General features: G+C 33.5%; 14 protein-coding genes and 7 pseudogenes. 15 read left to right on the top strand and 6 right to left on the bottom strand.

From position 1 onward, the window contains the following. Positions 1-121: 121 nt before the first annotated feature. The 5 genes and pseudogenes from sppA to ABLV90_RS12620 all read left to right on the top strand — a co-directional run bounded on the left by sppA (position 122) and on the right by ABLV90_RS12620 (position 4653). Positions 122-1115: pseudogene (gene sppA / locus ABLV90_RS12640) on the top strand (signal peptide peptidase SppA). Between the two features lie 8 nt (positions 1116-1123). Continuing rightward, positions 1124-1666 carry an RDD family protein gene (locus ABLV90_RS12635; protein ID WP_046465563.1) on the top strand — a complete coding sequence of 181 codons (543 nt, stop codon included), beginning with the start codon at positions 1124-1126 and terminating at the stop codon, positions 1664-1666. An 89-nt stretch (positions 1667-1755) separates the two neighbouring features. Further along, complete coding sequence (tpx, locus tag ABLV90_RS12630; protein WP_460872723.1) at positions 1756-2250, top strand: thiol peroxidase; 495 nt, start codon at positions 1756-1758, stop codon at positions 2248-2250. 169 nt (positions 2251-2419) lie between these two features. After that, positions 2420-3367: a class I SAM-dependent methyltransferase gene (locus tag ABLV90_RS12625; protein ID WP_046465561.1), complete on the top strand. Its 948-nt coding sequence runs from the start codon at positions 2420-2422 to the stop codon at positions 3365-3367. An 86-nt stretch (positions 3368-3453) separates the two neighbouring features. Further along, the gene (locus ABLV90_RS12620) at positions 3454-4653 is read left to right on the top strand and encodes an acetate kinase (RefSeq protein ID WP_460872722.1); all 1200 of its coding nucleotides are present in this window, start codon (positions 3454-3456) and stop codon (positions 4651-4653) included. A gap of 134 nt (positions 4654-4787) precedes the next feature. On the opposite strand, the gene ABLV90_RS12615 is transcribed toward ABLV90_RS12620, so the two are convergent. Together ABLV90_RS12615 and ABLV90_RS12610 are read right to left on the bottom strand one after the other, a co-directional pair. After that, positions 4788-5960 (bottom strand): esterase-like activity of phytase family protein, encoded by a 1173-nt coding sequence (locus ABLV90_RS12615; RefSeq protein WP_427704247.1) that lies wholly within the window; start codon positions 5958-5960, stop codon positions 4788-4790. A 262-nt stretch (positions 5961-6222) separates the two neighbouring features. After that, positions 6223-6726: a universal stress protein gene (locus ABLV90_RS12610; protein ID WP_046465558.1), complete on the bottom strand. Its 504-nt coding sequence runs from the start codon at positions 6724-6726 to the stop codon at positions 6223-6225. A 141-nt stretch (positions 6727-6867) separates the two neighbouring features. On the opposite strand from ABLV90_RS12610, the pseudogene ald reads away from it, so the two are divergent. After that, a pseudogene (gene ald, locus ABLV90_RS12605) lies at positions 6868-7985 on the top strand (alanine dehydrogenase). A gap of 324 nt (positions 7986-8309) precedes the next feature. On the opposite strand, the gene ABLV90_RS12600 reads toward ald, so the two are convergent. Then, positions 8310-8939, bottom strand: a complete 630-nt coding sequence (locus ABLV90_RS12600) for a copper homeostasis protein CutC (protein WP_427704248.1) — start codon at positions 8937-8939, stop codon at positions 8310-8312. Continuing rightward, a pseudogene (locus ABLV90_RS12595) lies at positions 8936-9989 on the bottom strand (M24 family metallopeptidase). Before ABLV90_RS12595 ends, ABLV90_RS12600 begins: the two are co-directional and overlap by 4 nt. 207 nt (positions 9990-10196) lie before the next feature. On the opposite strand from ABLV90_RS12595, the gene ABLV90_RS12590 reads away from it, so the two are divergent. Continuing rightward, complete coding sequence (locus ABLV90_RS12590) at positions 10197-10886, top strand: metal-dependent hydrolase (RefSeq protein ID WP_285323362.1); 690 nt, start codon at positions 10197-10199, stop codon at positions 10884-10886. Between the two features lie 218 nt (positions 10887-11104). Here ABLV90_RS12590 and ABLV90_RS12585 read toward each other — a convergent pair whose 3' ends face one another. Further along, on the bottom strand, positions 11105-11518 hold the full coding sequence (locus tag ABLV90_RS12585; protein ID WP_460872721.1) for a universal stress protein: 414 nt from the start codon (positions 11516-11518) through the stop codon (positions 11105-11107). Positions 11519-11746: 228 nt separating this feature from the next. Here ABLV90_RS12585 and ABLV90_RS12580 point away from each other — a divergent pair. The 8 genes and pseudogenes from ABLV90_RS12580 to pyk all read left to right on the top strand — a co-directional run bounded on the left by ABLV90_RS12580 (position 11747) and on the right by pyk (position 23702). Then, positions 11747-13040: pseudogene (locus tag ABLV90_RS12580) on the top strand (DRTGG domain-containing protein). A gap of 36 nt (positions 13041-13076) precedes the next feature. After that, positions 13077-14012: a DHH family phosphoesterase gene (locus ABLV90_RS12575; protein ID WP_427704253.1), complete on the top strand. Its 936-nt coding sequence runs from the start codon at positions 13077-13079 to the stop codon at positions 14010-14012. Positions 14013-14033: 21 nt separating this feature from the next. Continuing rightward, positions 14034-17238: pseudogene (locus tag ABLV90_RS12570) on the top strand (DNA polymerase III subunit alpha). A gap of 255 nt (positions 17239-17493) precedes the next feature. Then, positions 17494-18727 (top strand): annotated as a pseudogene (locus ABLV90_RS12565) (NADP-dependent malic enzyme). Between the two features lie 80 nt (positions 18728-18807). Beyond that, positions 18808-19676: pseudogene (accD, locus tag ABLV90_RS12560) on the top strand (acetyl-CoA carboxylase, carboxyltransferase subunit beta). Then, positions 19669-20613 (top strand): acetyl-CoA carboxylase carboxyltransferase subunit alpha, encoded by a 945-nt coding sequence (locus tag ABLV90_RS12555; protein ID WP_460872720.1) that lies wholly within the window; start codon positions 19669-19671, stop codon positions 20611-20613. Before accD ends, ABLV90_RS12555 begins: the two are co-directional and overlap by 8 nt. 339 nt (positions 20614-20952) lie before the next feature. Beyond that, positions 20953-21921 (top strand): 6-phosphofructokinase, encoded by a 969-nt coding sequence (gene pfkA / locus ABLV90_RS12550; protein WP_046465547.1) that lies wholly within the window; start codon positions 20953-20955, stop codon positions 21919-21921. A gap of 20 nt (positions 21922-21941) precedes the next feature. Next, positions 21942-23702 carry a pyruvate kinase gene (pyk, locus tag ABLV90_RS12545; protein WP_460872719.1) on the top strand — a complete coding sequence of 587 codons (1761 nt, stop codon included), beginning with the start codon at positions 21942-21944 and terminating at the stop codon, positions 23700-23702. 225 nt (positions 23703-23927) lie between these two features. On the opposite strand, the gene ABLV90_RS12540 is transcribed toward pyk, so the two are convergent. Continuing rightward, positions 23928-25292, bottom strand: a complete 1365-nt coding sequence (locus ABLV90_RS12540) for an amino acid permease (protein ID WP_427704256.1) — start codon at positions 25290-25292, stop codon at positions 23928-23930. Between the last annotated feature and the right edge of the window lie 121 nt (positions 25293-25413).

Raw genomic sequence — 25413 nt, 5'->3', positions numbered from 1 at the left:
CATTATTATTATTTTAAAACTCTTTTATTTTATATTTGAGATAAGGTATACATAGCTTAATTGATTATGGTTAAATTGAGGATGGAGTTAAAAGGAAAATAAATTATGGGAGTGAGTGTAAATGTCGAAGAAAAGGATTATCGCAATCATACTTGCGGTTGTCATCGTGTTAGGCGGCATCGTGATGAGTTCAATTTCAGCGGTCTTTTCATCTTTATTTGATGAACAAGCTACATCTAAAATGGACCCATTTACAGAAAAAGTAGAAAAAGAGGGCAATTCAAGTAAACGAATTGCACATTTAACATTAGATGGCCAAATAGCTGAAGGTACAGGCGGGGGCATGTTTGGTGGCGGTGGTTACAACCATGAGGCGTTCTTAAAACAATTAGAAAACGTAAAAAATGATGACACAGTCAAAGGTATGTTGTTATCTGTAAATACTCCTGGTGGTGGCACGTATCCAAGTGATGAAATTTATCAAAAGATAAAAGAAATTAAGCAAAAAGATAAAAAGATTTATGTACATATGGGTAGTATGGCGAAGATCTGGTGGATACTACATTTCAGCACCAACAGACAAAATATACGCAGGTCCTCAAACAATGACAGGATCAATCGGTGTTATTATGTCTAGTGTTGATTATTCAGAATTACAAGAAAAAATAGGCGTTAAAGAAAATGTTATAAAATCAGGGGATCATAAAGACATATTAAGTAGCTCAAGAGCTATGACAAGTGAAGAAAAAGATATTTTACAATCTGTATTAGATGATAGTTTTGATCGATTTGTGAATATAGTTAAAGATGGTAGAGGTATGTCTGAAAGTAAAGTTAGAGAGTTAGCTGATGGACGCATCTACAGTGCAGAACAAGCGGAAGATAATGGTTTAATTGACGAAATTGGTTATGAAGATGAAACTTTAAAAGCAATGAAAAAAGATATGAAAGCAAAAGATGCAGAAGTGTTTGAATATAGTGAAGAAGGTAGTTTCTTCTCATCGTTTAGTAATGCAAAAGCGAGTATTGGTCAGTTTAAAAATGAATTCAATGAAGTTAAATCAATAATTAAAAATGATACTGAAGCTGAACCTATGTATCTATACGAAGGTTAGGTGTAATAATGGATAATATGAAACAAGATGATACTGCACATTCGGTTGCAGATTCAAACGAAGCACAAACAGAGTCAGATGTACTTGCTCATAATCAATTAGCAAAAGCACTATATGCAGGATTTGGTATAAGATTTTGTAGTTTTCTCATTGATTTGCTCATCATTTTTGGTATTCAAAGTATTATATTGAAACCAATCTATCATTTTACACATATAGATAATGCAAAGTTATGGATTGATTATTTTAGTGTAGGTCACGTATTAGATGCACTCGTATTTTATTTGTACTTTGTGTTATTAACGAAATATTTTAAACAAACTATTGGTAAAATGATTTTGAATATAAGAGTGGAACGTGCAGATAGACAACCATTAACTTGGGTAGACGTATTATTTAGAGAATGGATTGGTCGCATTATCAGTGGCGTATTTGCTAATTTACCTTATTTAGTAACAATATTTACAGATAAACACAAAGGTATACATGATTATTTTGCTGATACTGTTGTAATAAAAAACAAATTCGAAAAATTGTTTTATTTGAAGTAGATTGTTATGTTTCAAAGGGTTTAAGGTTTATTTCATCAGATTAAACAGTTATAATTATTGAGTAAGCACTTTTTATAGGAGGCATTCAAATGGCGCAAATTACATTTAAACAAGAACCAATTACATTATTAGGATCACAAGTAAAAAAAGGTGAAACAGCACCAGATTTTACAGTGTTAGACAATGATTTAAATGAAGTAACTTTATCAAACTATGATGGTCAAAAGAAATTGATCAGTGTAGTACCATCTATTGATACAGGTGTCTGTGATAAACAAACACGTAAATTCAACGAAGAAGCAGCAGCAGAAGATGGCGTCGTGTTAACTATTTCTGTTGACTTACCATTCGCACAAAAAAGATGGTGTGCATCAAATGGCTTAGATAACGTGGTTACTTTAAGTGATCATAAAGAACTTTCATTTGGTAAAAATTACGGCGTAGTTATGGAAGAATTACGTTTACTTGCACGTTCAGTTTTTGTTTTAGATGAAAATAATAAAGTAGTATATACTGAAGTTGTTTCTGAAGGCACTGATTTCCCAGACTTCGACGTCGCTTTAGAAGCATATCGTGCTATTTAAATTAAATATAGGTAATATAAAATTTGTCATTTGATTTGAAGTTAAACAATCAAACAGTATCATTGACATTATAAAGTATACTGTCCATAATTATTTGGTAATATAAGTTAGCATAAACTGACTTAATTTCAAACAAATTATGGACAGTTTTTTTAGAAAGGACTATTAAATGACACAAGAAGAAACAGTAATGGAAAAGTTATTCCAAACACTCGACGAAAAAGCTAAAGCTTTAAATGAAAATAACGGTCAAAGTTTTATTGAAAACTTAGGACTAGCAATGGAACATATTTATACAAGTAAAAGAGACTTGTTAGAACAAGCTACATTGCAAGATAGAAGAAAAGCATTTCAGTTTGCTTACTTAAGCTTAATGCAAAAAGAAGATATCCAAGCAAATCATCAAATTACACCAGACTCTATTGGCTTAATTTTAGGCTTTTTATCTCAACGCTTCTTAAAAAACAAAGAAGAATTACACGTTGTAGATATCGCAAGTGGGGCAGGTCATCTAAGTGCGTCTGTACATGAAGTGTTAACTGAACATACGGTAATGCATCATCTTATAGAAGTTGATCCAGTATTATCAAGAGTCAGCGTTCATTTAGCCAACTTTTTAGAAATACCATTTGATGTTTATCCACAAGATGCAATTATGCCATTACCTTTTGAGGAGACAGATGTTGTTATTGGCGATTTACCTGTTGGTTATTATCCGGCAGATGAGAGAAGTAAGGAAATGGCTTTAGGATTTGAAGAAGGTCACAGTTTCTCTCACTTTTTATTAATTGAACAAGCTGTTGTAGCCTTAAAACAATCAGGTTATGCTTTTTTAGTTGTTCCAAGTAATATTTTCGAAGGTTCAAATGTGAAACAGTTACAAAACTTCATTGCAACAGAGACGGAAATGCAAGCATTTTTAAATTTACCCTCAACATTATTTAAAAATGAAAAAGCACGCAAATCTATTCTTGTACTACAGAAAAAAGAAACAAACGTTACTAAACCAGTAGAGGTTTTATTAGCGAACATTCCTGACTTCAAAAGCCCTCAACAATTCCAAGCATTTTTACAAGATTTAAATGTGTGGATGGAAGAAAATCATCCTGAAAATTAAACTGTATTATTCTTGAAAATAAACTGTATTAATGATTAAATAGATAGGTATATTAAAACTTAATTGAAAATGGAGGCAACAAGCTTATGTCAAAATTAGTTTTGGCCATTAACGCTGGTAGTTCATCACTGAAATTCCAACTTATTGAAATGCCGGAAGAAAAAGTTGTTACTAAAGGACTAATTGAACGTATTGGTTTAAAAAATTCTGTCTTTACTATTGAAGTGGATGGAGAAAAAATTACTGATACCAATGATATTGCTAATCACGAAGTAGCAGTAAACATTATGTTAGAAAGCTTTAAAAAACATGGTATCATTGAAAGTATTAATGATATTGATGGTACGGGTCACCGTGTTGTTCATGGTGGAGAATTATTCCCAGAATCAGTTTATATAACTGATGAAGTAGAAAAGCAAATTGAATCGTTAAGTGAATTAGCTCCGTTACACAACCCGACAAACTTAATGGGAATTCGTGCATTCCGAAAACTTTTACCAGAGACACCACATGTCGCTGTGTTTGATACTTCATTCCATCAAACAATGCCAGAGAAATCTTATTTATATAGTTTACCATATCAATATTATGAAGATTTTGGAATTCGTAAATATGGTTTTCATGGCACGAGTCATAAATATGTTTCACAACGTGCAGCTGAAATTTTAGGAAAACCAATTGAAGAATTACGTATTATCTCGTGTCATATTGGTAATGGTGCTTCAATCGTCGCTATTGATGGTGGCGAATCTGTAGATACGTCTATGGGCTTCACTCCTCTAGCAGGTGTTACAATGGGCACACGCTCAGGTAATATTGACCCAGCTTTAATTCCATTTATTATGGAAAAAACGGGTAAAAATGCAGAAGAAGTATTAAATACACTTAATAAAGAATCGGGATTATTAGGTATTTCAGGTACTTCAAGTGACTTAAGAGATATCATTGAAGACTCTAAAGAGGGTAAAGAAAGAGCGCAATTAGCACTTGATGTCTTTGCATCTCGTATTCACAAATATATCGGTTCATATGCGACGCGTATGCATGGTGTAGACGTTATTGTATTTACAGCAGGTGTAGGTGAAAATTCTGACCCTGTAAGAGCAAAAGTCTTAGAAGGTTTAGAGTTTATGGGTGTTTATTGGGACGCTAAGAAAAATGAAATGATTCATGGATCTGAAGGTTTCATTAATTATCCACATTCACCTGTAAAAGTTATTGTTATTCCTACGAACGAAGAAGTAATGATTGCTCGTGATGTTGTTGATTTTGGAAACGTAAAATAATCTGGAAGTAAACCCAGATTCATTAAATAAGTATGAGTTGTAAATATTTATACTTAAATTAAAAGCACCCATTCATTAGAAAAACTAATGAATGGGTGCTTTTATTATATTGTTAATCCATTTTAGCAAATGGATTATTTTTTCTCTGGTTTAACCTCAAAAGCAATAATTTGAGATTGTTGTGTTTCATTAAAATTATTATCAGCTGTCAATACTAGACTGTCATTACCGTTGGATAGCTTTTTACCAAAGGTCATACCTTCAATATTATCCACTTTACCAATGTCTTGTTCATTTAAATCAGCAATCAGCGTTTTGTTTAAAGGTTTTGAGTTTGTTTCTTTGAGTGACTCTATATCTTTGATATCAGTTCCTTTACTCACATCAATTTTATATATACGCACATAATTACTAAATGAGCCATCTTCCGCTTGTACAGATGCACGCTCTAAAGTAAGAAATTCATGGTCATTGAGGGCTAATATTTCTGTGATGCCATTATCAGCTTGTTTGTCTTTGCCAGGCTTTTTAGGAATCGCATCAAGTGGATATGCAAATTCAGATAATATGTTGCCTTCGCGGTCATATTGTGTGATGCGTGATAAGGCGCCTGACTCAGGCGTAGGTTTTTGGCCATCTTGTATTAGTGGACCTTCCATAGAAGTCCATAACGTATTACCATCTTGAGAAAAAGTGCTACCTTCAATAGCTTGATTATTGCGGAAACCTTTCTTATTTTGTTTGTCCATTTTTATTGTATCTTTAATAGGAATTTCAGCTGAGTATTTACCATCTTCAGTTGCTTTACGAATAAATGGATTCAATCCTAAGGAACGATCTCCTTCACTAGTATATAGAATCTCATTAGTTTGTGGATCGAACCGTATCGATTCTGGGTCAGCGACAATATTATCAGCGTCGTTCTTATATTGCTCTTTATTGATGTAATCTTTGCCATTCGGTTGTTTTAACTTGTGAACGCCATTAAATTTGACGTCTTTGAATTCATTACTATTATAGTCGATATCAGCTTCATAGAACCTTGCTGGATTGTGTTCTGATCGGTCATCGCTCATAAGTAGCCATTTATCATTTTTAGGGTCATACGTTATACCAGATAATCCACCAACTTTTGTATCTTTGTAAGTTTTATCGAACGGTAAGATTTTGGTGTCTATTAATTTGAGATGATCTGCGGTACGTGTTGTATTGTCTTTTTCTGTAGCAATTATTTCACTATGTAAGGTTGTGCTCGAAATGAATAATGTAAACATGCTTGTAATAAGCGCTTTACGCATCGGTTTCATAGGTTGTTCATACTCCTTTCATTATGCTTTTCAACTTCAATCATATATCTTTTGTTTAAAGTGCATATGAAGTTTTGATAAGGAGTTTGTAAAACTCACTTTGAATGCGCAATATAACTTTGCAAGTTCATTTCTTTGGATATTAAAAAGGATAGATTGCTCTAAATAAATGAACAAACTATCCTAACGAAACAAGCCAATTATCTTTGTTTCGATTTTAAAGGTAACTAAATTATTTTTATGAAATTAAACTAGTGAATTTTTATTGAGCTTGGTGTTGCGATCTAAGTTCGTCTGTTGCTACTTGTGGTTGGAAATCTTCTGGCAGTTCTTCAGTACGTACAACAAGTACATCACAAGGTGAGTGGCGTACAATTGCTTCAGAAACAGAACCAACAATAAATCTTTCTACAGCATTTAAACCAGAAGTACCACACATAATTAAATCAGCTTCTACTTCAGTTGCTAATTTTTTTGGAATAATTGCTTTTGGAGAACCAAATTCTAAGCGAGTTTCAACATCTTTAATACCAGCGTTTGTTGCAACTTCTTTATAACCTTTTAACAAGTCGTCAGAGAAATTTTTTGATTTCTCAGTGAACTGTGCATCATATACCTCGTATGATGAATATGTTCGTGAATCAATGACGTTCACAACTGTTAATTTTGCTTCGTTACGATTTGCAACATCTACAGCTTTATTAAACGCCCATTCAGCCTCGTGTGAACCATCTACCGCAATTAAAATGTTTTTATAAGTTAGCATATCAATGACCTCCTTATTCTTCTTATTTATATTATACCACCATTTACAGAATATTAACATAATTCGCTGTTGTAAAAGTACCCTATTCTTTGATTGCGCTTTCATAGAATACACGTTACTATAAATTTGGAGGTGGATGAAATGATTATAGGTATTCCTAAAGAGATTAAAAACAACGAAAACAGGGTGAGTTTGTCCCCAAGTGGTGTGCATGCATTAGTTGAGCAAGGTCATAATGTTATTGTTGAAAAATCTGCTGGTTTAGGCTCTTATTTTGAAGATGTGGACTATACTGAAGCTGGTGCAAAAATTGTAAATGAACAAGTCTGCAGTATGGAACGTAGATATGGTTATGAAAGTTAAAGAACCATTGGAAGAAGAATTCCAATTCTTTAAGGAAGGATTAATTCTATTTACTTATTTACATTTAGCAAATGAAGAGAAATTGACTAAAGCTTTATTAGAAAACAAAGTCATTAGTATCGCTTATGAAACAGTGCAATTGCCAGATCGTTCTTTACCATTATTAACACCAATGAGTGAGGTGGCAGGTCGAATGTCTGCTCAAATTGGTGCTGAGTTCTTACAGAAATATAAAGGCGGCATGGGTATTCTACTTGGTGGTGTTCCTGGCGTAGAAAAAGGACGCGTAAGTATAATTGGTGGTGGCCAAGCTGGTACAAATGCTGCAAAAATTGCTTTAGGCTTAGGTGCTGACGTTACAATTTTAGATGTTAACCCTAAACGTTTACAACAATTAGAAGATTTGTTTAGTGGCCAAGTACATACAATCATGTCAAACCCATTAAATATAGAGCAATGTGTTAAAAATAGTGACTTAGTCATTGGTGCAGTGCTTATTCCAGGCGCAAAAGCACCAAAACTCGTTACTGAAGAAATGGTTAAACAAATGAAAGATGGGGCAGTGATTGTTGATATTGCGATCGACCAAGGTGGCATTTTCGAAACAACAGATCGTATTACTACACACGATGACCCAACGTATAAAAAACATGGTGTAGTACATTATGCAGTAGCTAATATGCCAGGTGCAGTGCCGCGTACGTCAACAATCGCATTAAACAATGCGACGTTACCATATGCGCAACAAGTAGCTGGAAAAGGCTATTTAAAAGCACTACAAGATAATCCAAGCATTATCTTTAGGCTTAAGTACGATTAATGGTGAATTAACTAATAAAGGTGTTGCAGATGCATTAAACTTATCATATACCGATATTGAAAGTGCATTAAAATAAAAATACCTATAATACAACTCAACCATAACGAATTGATTGTATTAAATTGATGTAAATAAAATGAGAGTAGGACATGTATTTATGTACCTCACTCTAAAGTGCCGACAAAGTCAGATACTTTGTCGGCACTTTTTATACATGATTGTCTAGTGGTGTTATAGGACAAGCAGTAGTTCTTTAAACGCTTGTTATAAGCGCATTTTCAATTCAGTCAGCTACTGCCAATATAATAAAACAGGCTGAGACATGTAATTATGTCTCAGCCTGTTTTATTGATGCTATAAGATCTTGTGTCTCAAGCAGTTAAACTATAAATGACATGTTTTAAACGATTCTTGTACCATGCACTTCTTGGAAAGGGAAAGAAGATATTAAATCTTGTAAATTATCTTTATTTAATCCACCACCAGGCATAATTTCGATACGGCCGCCTGTATTAACCACAAGTTTGCCAAGATGATTTAAATTATCGAAAATATCAGTGTCTGAAGGGCCGCCATGTGTTAGTAATCTGATAAAGCCAATATCAATCAGCTGATGTAGTGCTTTGATTTGACCATGTATATGAATTTCATCAAATGCCATATGGCATACGGCCGATACAGGTGCCGCTAGGTTTTTCAAAGTCTTCATTTGCCATTCATTTAAGACATTATCCTCTGTTAAACATCCAAATACAAAGTAATCTACGTTGAGTTGTTTGATTGCTTTCATGTCTCGTTGCATGATTTCAAAGTCATATAAATTATATACGAAATCACCGCCGCGAGGGCGAATCATTACTGCGATTTCAACATCGTTGGTATGACAAATTTCTGTCGCTATTTCAATCATCCCGATGCTAGGTGTCGTCCCGCCGACACTCAAATTATCACATAATTCTATACGATCAGCACCATTGCTTATTGCTTGTTCAACTTGTTGAATCGTTTCAACAACCGCTTCTTTTATCATTTTTCGTAACCCGTTAAACTTTCATTACCATCTTCAGTTACTAAAATATCGTCTTCAATACGCACACCTGCAACGCCAGGAACGTATATGCCTGGTTCAACAGTGATAACCATTCCAGCAACAAATTGGTTGGTATTTGAACTAGAAACATCTTGATACTCATGTTCTTCCAAGCCTAATCCATGTCCTAAGCGATGAGGGAAATAATCACCATAACCTGCATCACTGATAATATTACGTGCAATATCATCTACATCTTTAATCGTAACGCCTGGTTTGATTGCTCGCAATCGCTTCTTGTTCAGCTTTCAAAACCACATTATAAATTTCTTGGGCTTTATCATTTGGTTCGCCAAATTTAACGGTTCTAGTCATATCACTACAATAATTGTTATAAATAACACCAAGATCAAATAATACATATTCATCTCTTTGTAATTGACGATCACCAGGCGTACCATGTGGTGAAGCAACGTGATCACCGAAGAGTACCATCGTATCGAAACTCATTTCATTTACACCGTAATCTTTGATTGCATTCTCAATATGATTAACAACTTGGCGTTCCGTCACACCTTCTTTTAAAAAGTCTACACCGATTTCAATGCATTTGTCAGCAAGTTCACATGCTTTTTTAATAGTAGCAATTTCATTTTCGCTTTTTACGTTACGTAAGTCTTTAATTGTTTGATCAATATCACCAAAAGTTTGTACATTAAATGCTTCAACGAGTTCGCGTTGACGTTTTACTGTTAAATGTTCAGCTTCAACTAATAATTTATTTACAGTGAACGTATATTTATCTAATGCATTTTCTGTGTCTAAATATCCAACTACTTCACCTTCAAAAGGAGAGGCTTTTACTTCATCAACTTCTAATTGTGGACAAAATAATACTTGTTCACCATTTTCTTTGATTAATAATGCGAGTAAACGTTCATGAGGATCACTTAAATAGCCTGTAAAGTAAAAAATGTTTAATGGTGTTGTAATCCATGTCGCTCCAACTTGTTGTGATTTTAATTCTGCGGTAATCTGTTCTAATTTCATTTATCATCATCCTCCTAAAAATACTATCATTCTAAGTTTATGTTAGTTCATGACGGAATTCAAAAATAAAATATTAGAATGATACTATTTTAACTAAATGTTTTTAAAATAAGCATAAAAGAGCTATATAAAATGCACGGATATGTTATAAAATAGTATGAATGTGGTATGTAGTAAATAAACAGATTTATGGGAGGAATTCATATAATGAACTTATCATTTCATGGACAATCAACGATTTATTTCGAAGCGAACGGTAAAAAAGTAATTGTAGATCCATTTATTACTGGCAATGGTCAGTCAGATTTAGATGCAAATGCTTTAGAAGTAGACTATATTATTTTGACGCATGGTCATGGTGACCATTTCGGAGATACAGTCGAGTTGGCTAATAGAAATAATGCAACTGTAATTGGTTCAGCAGAACTGGGAGATTATTTAACTACAAATAAAAATGTTGAAAATGTAAGACCAATGAACATTGGTGGTAAAGCTGAATTTGAATTTGGTACAGTGAAATTTGTGCAAGCTTTTCACAGTTCAAGTTTAACTAATGATAATGGTATACCGGTTTATCTTGGTATGCCGATGGGTGTTATTTTAGAAGTTGAAGGCAAAACAATTTATCACACTGGTGATACAGGATTATTCAGCGATATGAAATTAATTGCAGAACGTCATCCTGTTGATGTTTGTTTTGTTCCTATTGGTGATAACTTTACTATGGGTATCGATGATGCAAGTTATGCTATCAACACATTTATTAAACCTAAAATCACTGTCCCTGTGCATTACGATACATTTGAATTGATTGAACAAGATCCAAACAAATTTAAATCTGCTGTTACAGTAGGAGAGGTGCAAATTTTAAAACCTGGAGAATCAGTTAAGTTTTAAATTATTTAAAGGCTTAGGATTTGCAATAAATAGAAAATGGCGACAAAATCTTATTATTTTGTCGCCATTTTTATGTTTTTATAAGAAAAATTCAAACCATTCATTTATATTTCATGTTTTTTAAGGATACAAATTAAAAAACAAACCCAATGCATTTGTGCGTTAGGCTTGTTTAGGCGTGTAACTCAAATGAATACAAAAGTTTTTTGAGTTTTATCTTATTTTACGATAAGAACAGGGATGTTTGCTCTTTTAGCCACCTTATGGTCGACACTACCTAGGACAAATTTTTTCTTTTCCTCAGCTTTGCGGTTACTGAGTACGACGATTTCATATTTGCCACTATTAGCTTGTTTAACTAATTGTTCTTTGGCACTGCCACGAACAATAATTTCATCATATTTGATACCATATTCATCTAAAGCTTTACGTGTAGGCTCAAGTCCTTTGCTACGCTTTTCAACTAGTTTATCTAAATGAACACCAGATTTAATTGATGATTGTGCATCTTGTTCACTAATCGAATTTAAAATAGTGACCGTTGTTCCTTCACCGGCTAATTTTGATACTTCTTTAAGTGCTTTTTCATTAGTAAGTGTTGTATCTACACCAAGTAAAATATTTTTGAACATTGTTCATCCCTCCTTGATATCATTCTAATCAAAATTTCTTAATAAATCCAATTATAATATAAAATCTTACATATTAATTTCTTAAAAAGAATTATTTATATTATTTAAAAGGTGCAGTTCAACATTATAAAGTTAGAATCTACCATAATTTGAATTGTGACATCGCAATTTTAGATATAAGAAGTTATAATGGCATAGAAACTGTTCAATATAAATGAGGTTATTTAAATGACAAAGCATGAGCAAATTTTATCATATATAGAATCTCTAGCAGTAGGACAAAAAATTTCTGTTAGAAAAGTGGCGAAAGATTTAAGTGTATCTGAAGGTACAGCTTACAGAGCGATTAAAGATGCTTGGTCAAATTGGCTTGGTAGCAACAATTGACCGCGTAGGTACTGTTCGTATAGAAAAGAAAACACGCGAGCAAATTGAACAACTTACATTTGGTGAAATTGTAAAGATTATAGACGGTCAAGTGTTAGGCGGCAGAAACGGTTTAATTAAAACACTAACTAAGTTTGCCATAGGTGCGATGGAGATTGATGATGTAGTAAAATATTTAAGTACGCATACATTATTGATTGTAGGTAATCGTAAAGATGTACAATTAGCGACTTTAAAAAGAGGAAGTGCGGTGCTGATTACAGGTGGTTTTAGAACATCTGATGAAATTATAAAGTATGCAGATGAACATGATTTACCAATACTTTCTTCTAATTATGATACATACCTAGTAGCAAACATCATTAATAGAGCAATGTATAACCAAATGATTCGTAAAGAAATATTGGTCGTTGAAGATATTGTGAAGTCAGTAAAAGAGAGCACAGTAATCTTTGAAAATATGAAGTTGATTGATTATAAAGAAAAAGCAAGAGCTACTGGACATTCAAGATTTCCAGTTATTGATGAACAGTGGAAACTAGTAGGTATTATTACGAGCAAAGAAATTATTAAAATGGATGATTATGATACGATAGCTCAGTTTATGACGAAGGCTCCTATAAATGTCCAATTAACTACCACAGTAGCAAATTGTGCGCATATGATGATTTGGGAAGGTATAGAACTGTTACCAGTGACTACAAGTAGTAAAAAACTTATAGGTGTTATTACGAGAAAAGATGTATTAACAGCGATGCAATTATTAAGCCGACAACCCCAAGTGGGTGAAACTATTAATGATCAAATTGCAAAACATATCAACATTACAAATAATGGCATTCAAGTACAAACAACCCCGCTATTAACGAATCAATATGGTACTTTAAGTAAAGCTGTATTTGTCGCTATAATTGAAGAAACAGTGCGCTATGAAATGAGAAAGTTAAAAAAACTTGAAGTCATGATAGAAAGTTTGAACATTATATATATTAAGACAGTACAAATTGAATCAGAAATCGATGTGCATTATGATATGTTAGATGTAGGGAGAAACTTTGCTAAACTAGAAGTGACAATGTCTACTGATGAGCATCATGTCGCGAAAGCAATGATTATCTGCCAGATGATAGATTAAACGAATTTTATATAACTAATGAAAAGGAAGATATAAATGACTAAAGAATTCAATCAAATTATGAGTGAAATTAACGAAGCTGAAACAGTTATTATACATAGACATGTCAGACCTGACCCAGATGCTTATGGTTCACAGCTTGGTTTGAAACATTATTTAACATTAAAATTTCCAGATAAAAACATATATGCAGTTGGGGAATCAGAGCCTTCGTTAGATTTTATAGGAACTTTTGACGAAATTACAGATGAACAATACAAAGATGCATTAGTGATTGTTTGTGATACGGCTAATTCACCAAGGATTAGTGATGAACGCTTTAATAAAGGTCGTTCCCTAATTAAAATCGACCATCATCCTGCAGTAGATCAATATGGTGATATTAATTATGTGAATGCACAGGCTTCTTCTACAAGTGAAATTATCTTTGACTTTATTGCGCATTTTAATGACACAACTGTGATAGATGCATCTGTTGCACGTGTACTATATTTAGGGATTGTTGGTGATACAGGTCGTTTCTTATTTAATAATACGACGTCCCATACGATGGAAGTCGCAAGCCAGTTACTTAAATATCCATTTAATCATAATGAAGAGCTTAATAAAATGGGCGAAAAAGACCCAAAACTCCTACCATTCCAAGGATATGTATTACAGAACTTTGAGTTAGATGAAAATGGATTTTGTAAAATAATTATTACACAAGATGTACTTAAGCAGTTTAATATTGCGGCTAACGAAGCTTCATTATTTGTAAATGCGATTGCGGATATTCAAGGCTTGAAGATATGGGTCTTTGCTGTTGATGAAGGTTCTGAAATAAGATGTCGCATCCGCTCAAAAGGCATTGTGATTAATGATGTTGCAAGTGAATTTGGTGGCGGAGGTCATCCAAATGCTTCAGGTGTTTCTGTTGCTAACTGGAACGAATTTAATACATTAGCGGAAGCTTTAAAGAATAAGTTATAAGTATATAGGAGGTGTTTGCTGATGGTTACGCATTTAAATATTCATACAACATACGACTTATTACATTCTAGTTTGAGAATAAAAGATGTTGTTGCTAAGGCCGCTAAAGAAGGGTATACCGCGTTAGCGATTACAGACACAAATGTCTTATACGGTTATCCACAATTTTATGACGCGTGTATTGCGGCAAATATTCATCCTATATTCGGTATGACAATTTTTGTGACAGATGGATTAGAGTCAGTGGAAACGATAGTGCTAGCGCAAAATGAACAAGGACTAAAAGATATGTTTAAGCTGTCGTCTGCTATAAAAATGAAAGAAAAAACTGAAACACCTATAGAGTGGCTAAAAAAATATCTACAGCATTTTGTTGTTATTTTTAAAGATGTATCATCATCAAATGAAGCTATTGTAGCTGAATTTACCGATAATACACATGTTTATGTGAATCATACGAGTGAAGTAACATTAGAATTACCAATGGTTTGGGCACAAAGTACACGTTATCTTAATCAACAAGATGCTGATACACTGACTGCACTTGTCGCAATCAGAGATAACGATAAATTAGATTTAGTGAGTGAACAACCTGATTATAATGCACATTTATACGACAATAATGATTTAACTACACTTCATTTAAGTAAGGAAGTGTTGGATAACACAAATCAACTTGCAACAGTATGTCAGGCTGAAATGATTTATCATCAGTCTTTATTACCTAAATTTAAAACGCCAGATAATCAGCAATCAAAAGATTATTTATGGCAAATATTACAAGAAAACTTAAGCCAACTCAATTTAGATCATAGTCAATTCGAAACGTACAGAGAAAGACTTGTACATGAGTATCAAGTCATTACTCGCATGGGGTTTGAAGATTACTTTCTTATAGTAAGTGATTTAATACATTATGCAAAAACACATGATGTATTAGTAGGGCCTGGTCGTGGTTCTTCCGCAGGGTCATTGGTAAGTTATCTTTTAAACATTACTACGGTTGATCCCATACAATATAATTTACTGTTTGAGCGTTTTCTTAATCCGGAACGTGTAACAATGCCGGATATTGATATTGATTTTGAAGATACGCATAGAGATAAAGTAATTCAATATGTTCAAGAAAAGTATGGTGATAATCACGTTGCAGGTATAGTAACGTTCGGTCATTTGTTAGCTAGAGCAGTAGCTAGAGATGTTGGTAGAATTATGGGATTTGATGAGATTACTTTAAATGAAATTTCTAAATTAATACCACACAAGTTAGGTATAACTTTGGATCAAGCATATGAACAAAATGATTTTAAACAGTTTGTGCACCGAAATCATAGGCATGAACGATGGTTTGAAATTAGTAAAAAATTAGAAGGTTTACCTCGTCATACTTCAACACATGCTGCAGGTATCATTATTAATGATCATCCATTATATGAATATGCACCGTTGACGTTAGGTGATACTGGATTATTAACGCAGTGGACGATGACAGAAGCAGAGAGAATAGGCTTGCTGAAGATTGACTTCTTAGGGTTACGGAATTTATCCATTATTCATCAAATTGTGAAACAAGTAAAAAAAGATATGAATACACATATTGATATAGAGCAAATACCTTTTGATGATAGCAAAGTCTTTCAATTATTGTCACAAGGTGATACTACAGGTATTTTTCAACTAGAATCAGATGGTATTAGAAATGTATTGAAAAAATTACAACCTGAACATTTTGAAGATATTGTAGCCGTAACGTCTTTATACAGACCAGGTCCTATGGAAGAAATACCTACCTATATTACGAGAAGGCATAATCCATCGAAGGTGCAATATTTGCATAGTGATTTACAGCCGATATTAAGTAACACTTATGGCGTTATCATTTATCAAGAACAAATCATGCAAATTGCCAGTAAGTTCGCAAACTTTAGTTATGGAGAAGCGGATATTTTAAGACGTGCGATGAGTAAAAAGAACCGTGCTGTATTAGAAAGTGAACGTCAACACTTTGTGGATGGTGCTTTAAATAATGGCTATGATGAAAATTTAAGTAAGCAAATATTTGATTTGATTCTAAAATTTGCAGACTATGGCTTTGCACGTGCCCATGCTGTAAGCTATTCTAAAATTGCTTATATTATGAGCTATTTAAAAGTATATTATCCTAACTATTTTTACGCTAATATTTTGAGCAATACTATTGGAAGCGAGAAAAAGACAGCACAAATTATTGATGAAGCAAAGCATCAATCAATCAATATTTTAACGCCGAATATAAATCAAAGTCATTGGTTCTATAAAGCAACTAAACAGGGTATATACTTGTCAATCGGTGCGATTAAAGGTGTAGGTTATCAAAGCGTTAAGTTAATTGTTGACGAACGCATAACGCATGGTCATTTCAAAGACTTTTTTGATTTCACAAGACGCATTCCTAAAAGGATTAAATCTAGAAAATTACTTGAAGCGCTCATATTAGTAGGCGCTTTCGATACCTTTGGTAAGAATCGTGCTACGCTACTACAGTCAATTGATCAAGTACTTGATAGTTCATCTGATATTGAACAAGACGGTTTTATATTTGATGTATTAACGCCTAAAGCGACATATGAAGACAAAGAGGAATTGCCAGATAAAGTATTAAGTGATTATGAAAAAGAATATTTAGGCTTTTATGTTTCAACACATCCTGTCGAAAAAGCCTTTGAACAAAAGCAATATCTTGGTATATATAAACTCACTAATGCACGAGATAATCAACCGATTTTTGTTCAAATTGATAATATTAAACGTATACGTACAAAAAACGGTCAGAATATGGCTTTTGTAACATTAAATGACGGAATTAATAGTTTGGATGGCGTTGTTTTTCCAGATGCATTCAAAAAATATGAAACAGATTTGAAAACGGATGAGACATTTATCCTAAAAGGTAAGTTTGAAAATAGGAATAATAAGAAGCAACTTATTATTAATCAAATAGAGACGATTGATGCATTCGAAGTGAGTACATTTGAACATGCGAAACAAATTGTGATTAGAAACCTTAGCGATGAAACAGAAGTAAAGCAATTTTTAACACAAACAGAGCACAAGCAATTATATTCCAGTTAAGTATTTTCAAGAAGAGCAAAATAAGTTCAAAATCATAGGTTATATCACACGAGATAACGACGTATTAAATACATTTATACAACGATTTTCGCCTTGGGATATAAGAATTATTTAACTTTAATAGCGCTATGAACTATGGTATAGTAAACTGATGGTTAAGCATAAACTTGCCGTCAGTTTTAATTTTAACTAAATTAAAGATAAGAATTATTTAATGTCAAATCAATCTATATATTTTTATTACAAATATTAACTGTACGGGTGAATTCGACATCTTGTTAGCAATATCATTTGTAATTTAAGTTAGATTGTAATAAAAATATATATGAACTGATTTTTATACTAGTTGAATGTAAAGGGGTAGATTTACATGACATTGAGAGACGAAGCATTAGAAATGCATAGACGAAATCAAGGAAAATTGGAAGTAACGCCTAAGGTTCAAGTTACCAATAAGGAAGAATTAAGTTTAGCTTATTCACCAGGTGTCGCAGAGCCTTGTAAAGAGATACATGAAGATTCTAGAAAAGTTTTTGAGTATACCATGAAAGGCAATACTGTTGCTGTTGTAACAGATGGCACAGCTGTTTTAGGATTAGGCAATATTGGTGCAGAAGCGAGTATCCCAGTAATGGAAGGGAAAGCAGTACTATTTAAAAGCTTTTCTGGTATCGATGGTGTACCTATTGCATTAAACACTACAGATACAGATGATATAGTAAACACTGTGAAATTATTAGAACCGAATTATGGTGGCATAAACTTAGAAGATATTTCGGCACCGCGTTGTTTTGAAATTGAAGAACGTTTAAAAAAAGAAACTAAAATACCAGTATTTCACGATGATCAACATGGTACAGCAATTGTAACAGTAGCCGGTATGATTAATGCCTTAAGAATAGTGGATAAAGATTTATCAGACATTAAGGTCGTTCTCAATGGTGCTCGGGCAGTTGGTATGGCTATCGTTAAATTATTATATTCTTATGGTGTTCGAGATATGATTATGTGTGATTCTAAAGGTGCTATTTTTGAAGGACGCGCTTTTGGTATGAATGATACAAAAGCATACGTAGCTAAATGGACTAATAGAGAAAAAATTGAGGGCAGCTTAAATGATGTCATCAGAGATGCTGACGTATTTATAGGTGTTTCTGTTGCAGATTTATTAACAAAAGAAATGGTTGAATCTATGGCCGATGATCCAATTATCTTTGCTATGGCAAACCCTAACCCAGAAATTCAGCCAGATGTTGCAAAGGCAGCAGGTGCAAAAGTAATTGGTACAGGTCGTTCAGATTTTCCAAATCAAATTAATAATGTCTTAGCATTTCCAGGTATATTCAGAGGTGCTTTAGATGTAGAAGCAACACAAATTAATGAAGCAATGAAGCAGGCTGCGGTTGAAGCGATTGCGAATTTAATTAATCCAGAAGAATTGAATCCTGATTATTGTATTCCTGGTCCGTTTGATAAGCGAGTAGCACCGTCAGTTGCTAGAGAAGTTGCAAAAGCAGCTGATGGAGTCCGGCGTTGCTAGAAATGATATGGATCCAGAGGAAATATATGAAAAGACAATGAAATTAACAGATTTAGATAAATAATATTCGTTAATACTAAACTCAATACGTAACTTACAGTTAAGTGTAGAGACAGATTGCGATATTTATGTGGAGGTTTACCAATGTTTAAAGATTTTTTCAATAGAAGTAGTAAAAAGAAAAAGTACGTAACCGTATCGGATTCAAAACAAAGCGATGTTCCAAGCAGGTATTATGACGAAATGTCCTAAATGTAAAAAAATTATGTATACGAAAGAATTAGCTGAAAACTTAAACGTTTGTTTTAACTGTGATCATCATATTGCACTTACAGCTTATAAACGTATTGAAGCTATTTCTGACGAAGGCACATTTAAAGAATTTGATAGAGGCATGACTTCGGCAAATCCATTGGACTTCCCAAGTTACGAAGAAAAAATCCAAAAAGATCGACAAAAAACTGATCTAAACGAAGCAGTAGTAACTGGAACTGCAAATTTAGAAGGTATAAGTTATGGTGTTGCTGTTATGGATGCTAGATTCAGAATGGGCGAGCATGGGTTCTGTAGTAGGCGAGAAAATTTGTAGAATTATAGAGCACTGTATTGAAAACCGTTTGCCATTTATTTTATTTTCAGCAAGTGGCGGAGCTAGAATGCAAGAAGGTATTATTTCGTTAATGCAAATGGGTAAAACAAGTGTGACACTGAAGAAACATGCGGACGTCGGGTTATTGTATATTTCTTACATTACTAATCCAACTACAGGTGGTGTTTCTGCAAGTTTTGCTTCTGTAGGTGATATCAATCTTAGTGAACCTAAAGCGTTAATTGGATTTGCAGGGAGACGTGTCATCGAACAAACAATTAATGAAAAATTACCAGAGGATTTCCAAACTGCAGAATTTCTATTAGAACATGGTCAATTAGATAAAGTAGTACATAGAAAAGAAATGAAAACAACGTTATCTAGTATCCTAAAAATGCACCAAGAGGTGAAAACAAATGCTTGATTTTGAAAAGCCGCTTTTTGAAATAAAAAATAAAATTGAATCATTAAAAGAATCTCAAGAAAAGAATGATGTAGATCTGCAAGAAGAAATTGATATGCTTGAAGCTTCTTTAGAGAGAGAGACTGAAAAGGTATATACAAACCTTAAACCTTGGGATCGTGTGCAATTAGCACGTTTACAAGAAAGACCTACATCTTTAGATTACATACCTTATATATTCGACTCATTCATGGAACTCCATGGTGATAGAAATTACAGAGATGATCCTGCAATGATTGGTGGCATTGGTTATTTGAATGGCCAAGCAGTTACTGTAGTTGGACAACAACGTGGTAAAGATACCAAAGATAATATTTATCGTAATTTTGGGATGGCACATCCAGAAGGTTATAGAAAAGCAATTAGATTGATGAAACAAGCAGAAAAATTCAATCGACCTATTATTACTTTTATTGATACTAAAGGTGCTTATCCAGGTAAAGCAGCAGAAGAACGTGGACAAAGTGAATCTATTGCTAGAAACTTAGTCGAAATGGTCGCGTTAACAGTACCAGTCATTTCTATTGTGATTGGTGAAGGCGGTAGTGGCGGAGCTTTAGGTTTAGGTATTACAAATCGTATATTGATGCTTGAAAATAGTACGTATTCAGTTATTTCACCTGAAGGTGCCTCTGCACTGTTATGGAAAGACAGCAATCTTGCAAAAATTGCTGCAGAAACAATGAAGATTACTGCTGAAGATTTACGTGAACTCAATATAGCTGATGATGTAATTAAAGAACCATTAGGTGGTGCGCATCATGATGTTGAAATTCAAGCACAAAATATCAAAAAAGGGTTTGAATATTATTTAGCAGAATTAAGTCAGCTAAGTAAACAACAACTTGTTGATGACCGATATGCTAAATTTAGAAATATTGGAACATACCACGAATAATAATAAATATACTAAGATTAGCTGTACAGAAATTTATGACGATAGATTTCTGTACAGCTATTTTTTATAGTTGTACAGAAGGAGATTGAGTAAATGCAAACCCTTAACTTATTTAAAAAATAAATACATTGTTTAAGAAATATAATTTAAAGGTAAATATAAAAGAGTGCTCATTTCATTTTTGCCGAAAAATTATAGTAAACGCTTACTAGTTATAATTTAATAGCTTAGATTACTTTAAAACGTTTACATTCGGCACAAAGCCTTATTTTAATGGCACCATTGTATTATTTATGGTATTTTTAGAATAAGAAATACATGTTAGAAAGGTTTGTCGTCATGAAAAAAATTGCAGTGTTGACAAGTGGTGGAGATTCTCCAGGCATGAACGCAGCTGTAAGAGCTGTAGTTAGAAAAGCGATTTTTAATAACATTGAAGTCTATGGTGTTTACCAAGGCTATCAAGGTTTATTAAACGATGATATCGAAAAGCTTGAACTCGGTTCTGTAGGGGATACAATTCAACGCGGAGGCACTTTTTTATATTCAGCAAGGTGTCCTGAATTTAAAGAAGTAGAAGTGCGTAAGAAAGGCATAGAAAACTTACGTAAAAGAGGCATCGAAGGCCTTGTAGTTATCGGTGGAGACGGTAGTTATAGAGGCGCGCAACGTATAAGTGAAGAATGTGAAGAAATCCAGACAATTGGAATACCTGGTACGATTGATAATGATATTAATGGTTCAGATTTTACAATTGGATTTGATACAGCATTAAACACTATTATTGATTGCGTTGATAAAATCCGCGATACAGCATCGAGTCATGCTAGAACCTTTATTATAGAAGTTATGGGACGTGATTGTGGAGATTTAGCATTATGGGCAGGTATGTCTGTAGGTGCAGAAACAATTATTGTTCCAGAGGTAGAAACAGACATTAAAGATGTAGCTGAAAAAATCGATAATGGTATTAAAAGAGGTAAAAAACATTCAATCGTCATGGTTGCAGAAGGTTGTATGTCTGGAGAGGCTTGCGCACAAGAGTTAACTAAGTATATTAATGTTGATGCGCGTGTTTCTGTATTAGGTCATATCCAACGTGGTGGTAGCCCAAGTGGAGCAGATCGTGTGTTAGCGTCACGTTTAGGTGGTCATGCAGTAGATTTATTATTACAAGGGAAAACTGCTATCGGTGTAGGCATTCGTAATAATGAATTAACTGACACACCATTCGAAGAAATATTTAGATCAGATCAACATGAGTTTGATTTTGAAACTTATGAATTAACAAATGAATTATCTATATAAAATACTTGGAGGCATTATTAATGAGAAAAACTAAAATTGTTTGTACTATTGGACCAGCGTCAGAATCGGAAGAAATGCTTGAGAAATTAATGAAAGCCGGAATGAACGTTGCACGTTTAAACTTTTCACATGGTGATCATGCAGAACATAAAGCAAGAATTGATTCAATTCGCAAAGTATCTAAAAAATTAGGTAAAACTGTTGCAATCTTACTTGATACTAAAGGCCCTGAAATTCGTACACATAGTATGAAAAATGGCAAAATAGAACTTGAAAAAGATACTGAAGTCATTGTAAGCATGACAGAAGTAGAAGGTACACCTGAAAAATTCTCAGTAACTTATGATAATTTAATCAATGATGTAGAAGAAGGTTCATATATTTTATTAGATGATGGCTTAATTGAATTACAAGTTAAAAGTATCGACAAAGACAACGGCGAAGTTGTTTGTGATGTACTAAACACTGGCGAATTAAGCAACAAAAAAGGTGTTAACTTACCTGGCGTTAAAGTAAGTTTACCTGGTATCACTGATAAAGATGCTGAAGATATTAATTTCGGTATTAGCGAAGGCGTTGATTTTATCGCAACTAGTTTCGTACGTCGTCCAAGTGATGTACTAGATATCCGTAAATTACTAGAAGCACAAAAAAATACAACAATCAGTATTATACCTAAAATTGAAAACCAAGAAGGTATCGATAATATCAAAGGTATTCTTGAAGTTTCAGATGGTTTAATGGTTGCACGTGGTGATATGGGTGTTGAAATCCCACCAGAATCAGTACCTATGGTGCAAAAAGATTTAATTAGACAATGTAATAAATTAGGCAAACCTGTTATCACTGCGACTCAAATGCTTGATTCTATGCAAAGAAACCCACGTGCTACACGTGCCGAAGCAAGTGATGTTGCCAACGCAATTTATGATGGTACTGATGCAGTTATGCTTTCTGGTGAAACAGCTGCTGGACTTTATCCTGAAGAAGCAGTTAAAACAATGCGTAATATTGCAGTTTCTGCTGAAGGTGCACAAGATTATAAAAAATTATTATCAGACCGTACTAAATTAGTAGAAACTTCACTTGTTAATGCAATTGGTGTTTCAGTTGCACATACAGCATTAAACTTAAATGTAAAAGCAATTGTTGTCGCTACAGAAAGTGGTTCTACTGCACGTACGATTTCTAAATATCGTCCACAATCAGACATTATCGCAGTAACACCTAATCCAGAAACTGCACGCCAATGTGCGCTAGTATGGGGAATTCACCCAGTAATCAAAGAAGGACGTAAAACTACAGATGCATTATTAAATAATGCTGTAGCTACTGCAGTTGAAACAGAAAAAGTTCAAAATGGTGATTTAATTATTATCACTGCTGGCGTTCCAACAGGTGAAAAAGGTACTACTAACATGATGAAATTACATTTAGTAGGCGATGAACTTGCAAAAGGACAAGGTATTGGTAGAAATTCAGTTGTTGGCCAAACACTTGTTGTTAATAATGCAAGTGAGTTAGAAGGTAAAGATTTATCTGAAACTATTATTGTAACGTCTTCAGTAGACGAAACGCTTGTACCTTATATTGAAAATGCAATTGGTTTAATCACAGAAGAAAACGGCATCACTTCACCAAGTGCGATTATTGGTTTAGAAAAAGGTATTCCTACAGTTGTTGGTGTTGAAAACGCAACTAAAGAAATACAAAATGATGTTTTAGTTACTATTGATGCAAATCAAGGTAAAATCTTCGAAGGTTATGCTAACGTTCTATAATAAATTTACGAATATAAACAAATAGGCGGTTGTAAATTCCTATTTGAAATAATAGAAGACATTGAGAGTTAATTGAATTTTAAATTCAGTTAACTCTCTTTTTAATTTTCACTCAATCTTATATAAAATCACTAAGATTACTATTTTTAATCATAATAAAAACTATCCATACACATTGGTTCGCGAACAATGTGTATAGATAGCTTATTTTGAAAATATCTTCTTTTATTTATCTTGTGTACGTGCTACTTTTTTATATCTTAAGTACATTAAACTTAAGGCAACGAACCATATTGGTGTTAAAAATACTGCTGTTCTTGTAACCTCACTTACGAATAATAGACAAAATACTAAGAAGAAAAATATTAAGATGATATAACCCATATATTTACCGCCAAGTAATTTAAAATTAGCCTGTTTGTGAGCTTCTGGGTTACGTTTAGTATAATTGATATAAGCAACGGTGATTAACGCCCAAACGGCTAAAAACAACACTGTAGATACAGTTGTGATATAAGTGAAGACGAGTGTCGCATTCGGTACAATATAATTTAATAAAGCTGCGATCATCAGTAAAGCGCATGAGACAAATATTGCAATGTGCGGTACACCATTTTTATTCGTTGATGCAAAATAAGGTGGTGCTTGTTTTTGATTAGAAAGACCAAAGAGCATACGACTGTTAGAAAAAATACCACTGTTACAAGAAGATGCCGCCGCAGTTAGTACAACGAAATTAATAATGCCTGCTGCAAATGGAATACCGATTAGAGCGAACAATCTAACAAATGGACTATCGTCAGGATTTATAGCATTCCATGGGATGATTGACATAATCACAGCTAACGCGCCTACATAAAAAACTAATATACGTAAAGGCACACTATTAATTGCTTTCGGTAAGGTCTTAGTTGGATCTTTAGTTTCACCCGCAGTCACACCTATTAATTCGATACCCACAAATGAGAATACAGCCATTTGGAATGACATTAAAAATCCATTAACACCTTTAGGGAATATACCATTAGTGTATAAATTAGATAATGAAGCATGTCCAAATTGTGTGTCATAGGCCATAATAATCATAATTGCACCAACAACAATCAAAGCGAGAATCGTTACAATTTTTATGATTGCAAACCAAAATTCTAATTCCCCAAATAATTTAGCACTTAATAAATTAAGTGACATAAGTACAAGTACACAGAACAAAGCACTGATCCAATTTGGAATGTGAGGAAACCAAAAACTTACATATTTAGCTACTGCAGTTACCTCAGCCATACCAGTAATAATCCAACATAACCAATAAGTCCAACCAGTTACAAAACCTGCAAATGAACCAATGTATTGATTCGTGACATCGGCAAAAGACTTGAAATTAGTATTTGTAACAAGCATTTCTCCTAAGCCACGCATAAACATAAATAGCATAAAACCAATGATAATATATGTAAGTAAAATAGAAGGGCCAGTTAACGCGATAGTTTGACCAGCTCCTAAAAATAGACCTGTACCAATTGCGCCACCAATTGCAATCAACTGGATGTGCCGATTACTTAGTTCTCTCTGTAATTCATTGTTTGACATAATCTACTACTCCTTCATTTTGTCGTTTTATTATTATGCAACTGTCTTTAAAATATTACAACTGTTTTTTAACTGAATCATAAAAAAAGTTAAGGATAAAACTACATTAATAATTAGTTAT

The organism is Staphylococcus sp. 2S1, assembly GCF_046721335.1.
In the GTDB taxonomy this organism is placed as follows: Bacteria; Bacillota; Bacilli; order Staphylococcales; family Staphylococcaceae; genus Staphylococcus; species Staphylococcus equorum_A.
Note: the sequence above shows the minus strand (reverse complement) of the source record. Positions and strands in the feature narration are given on the sequence as shown.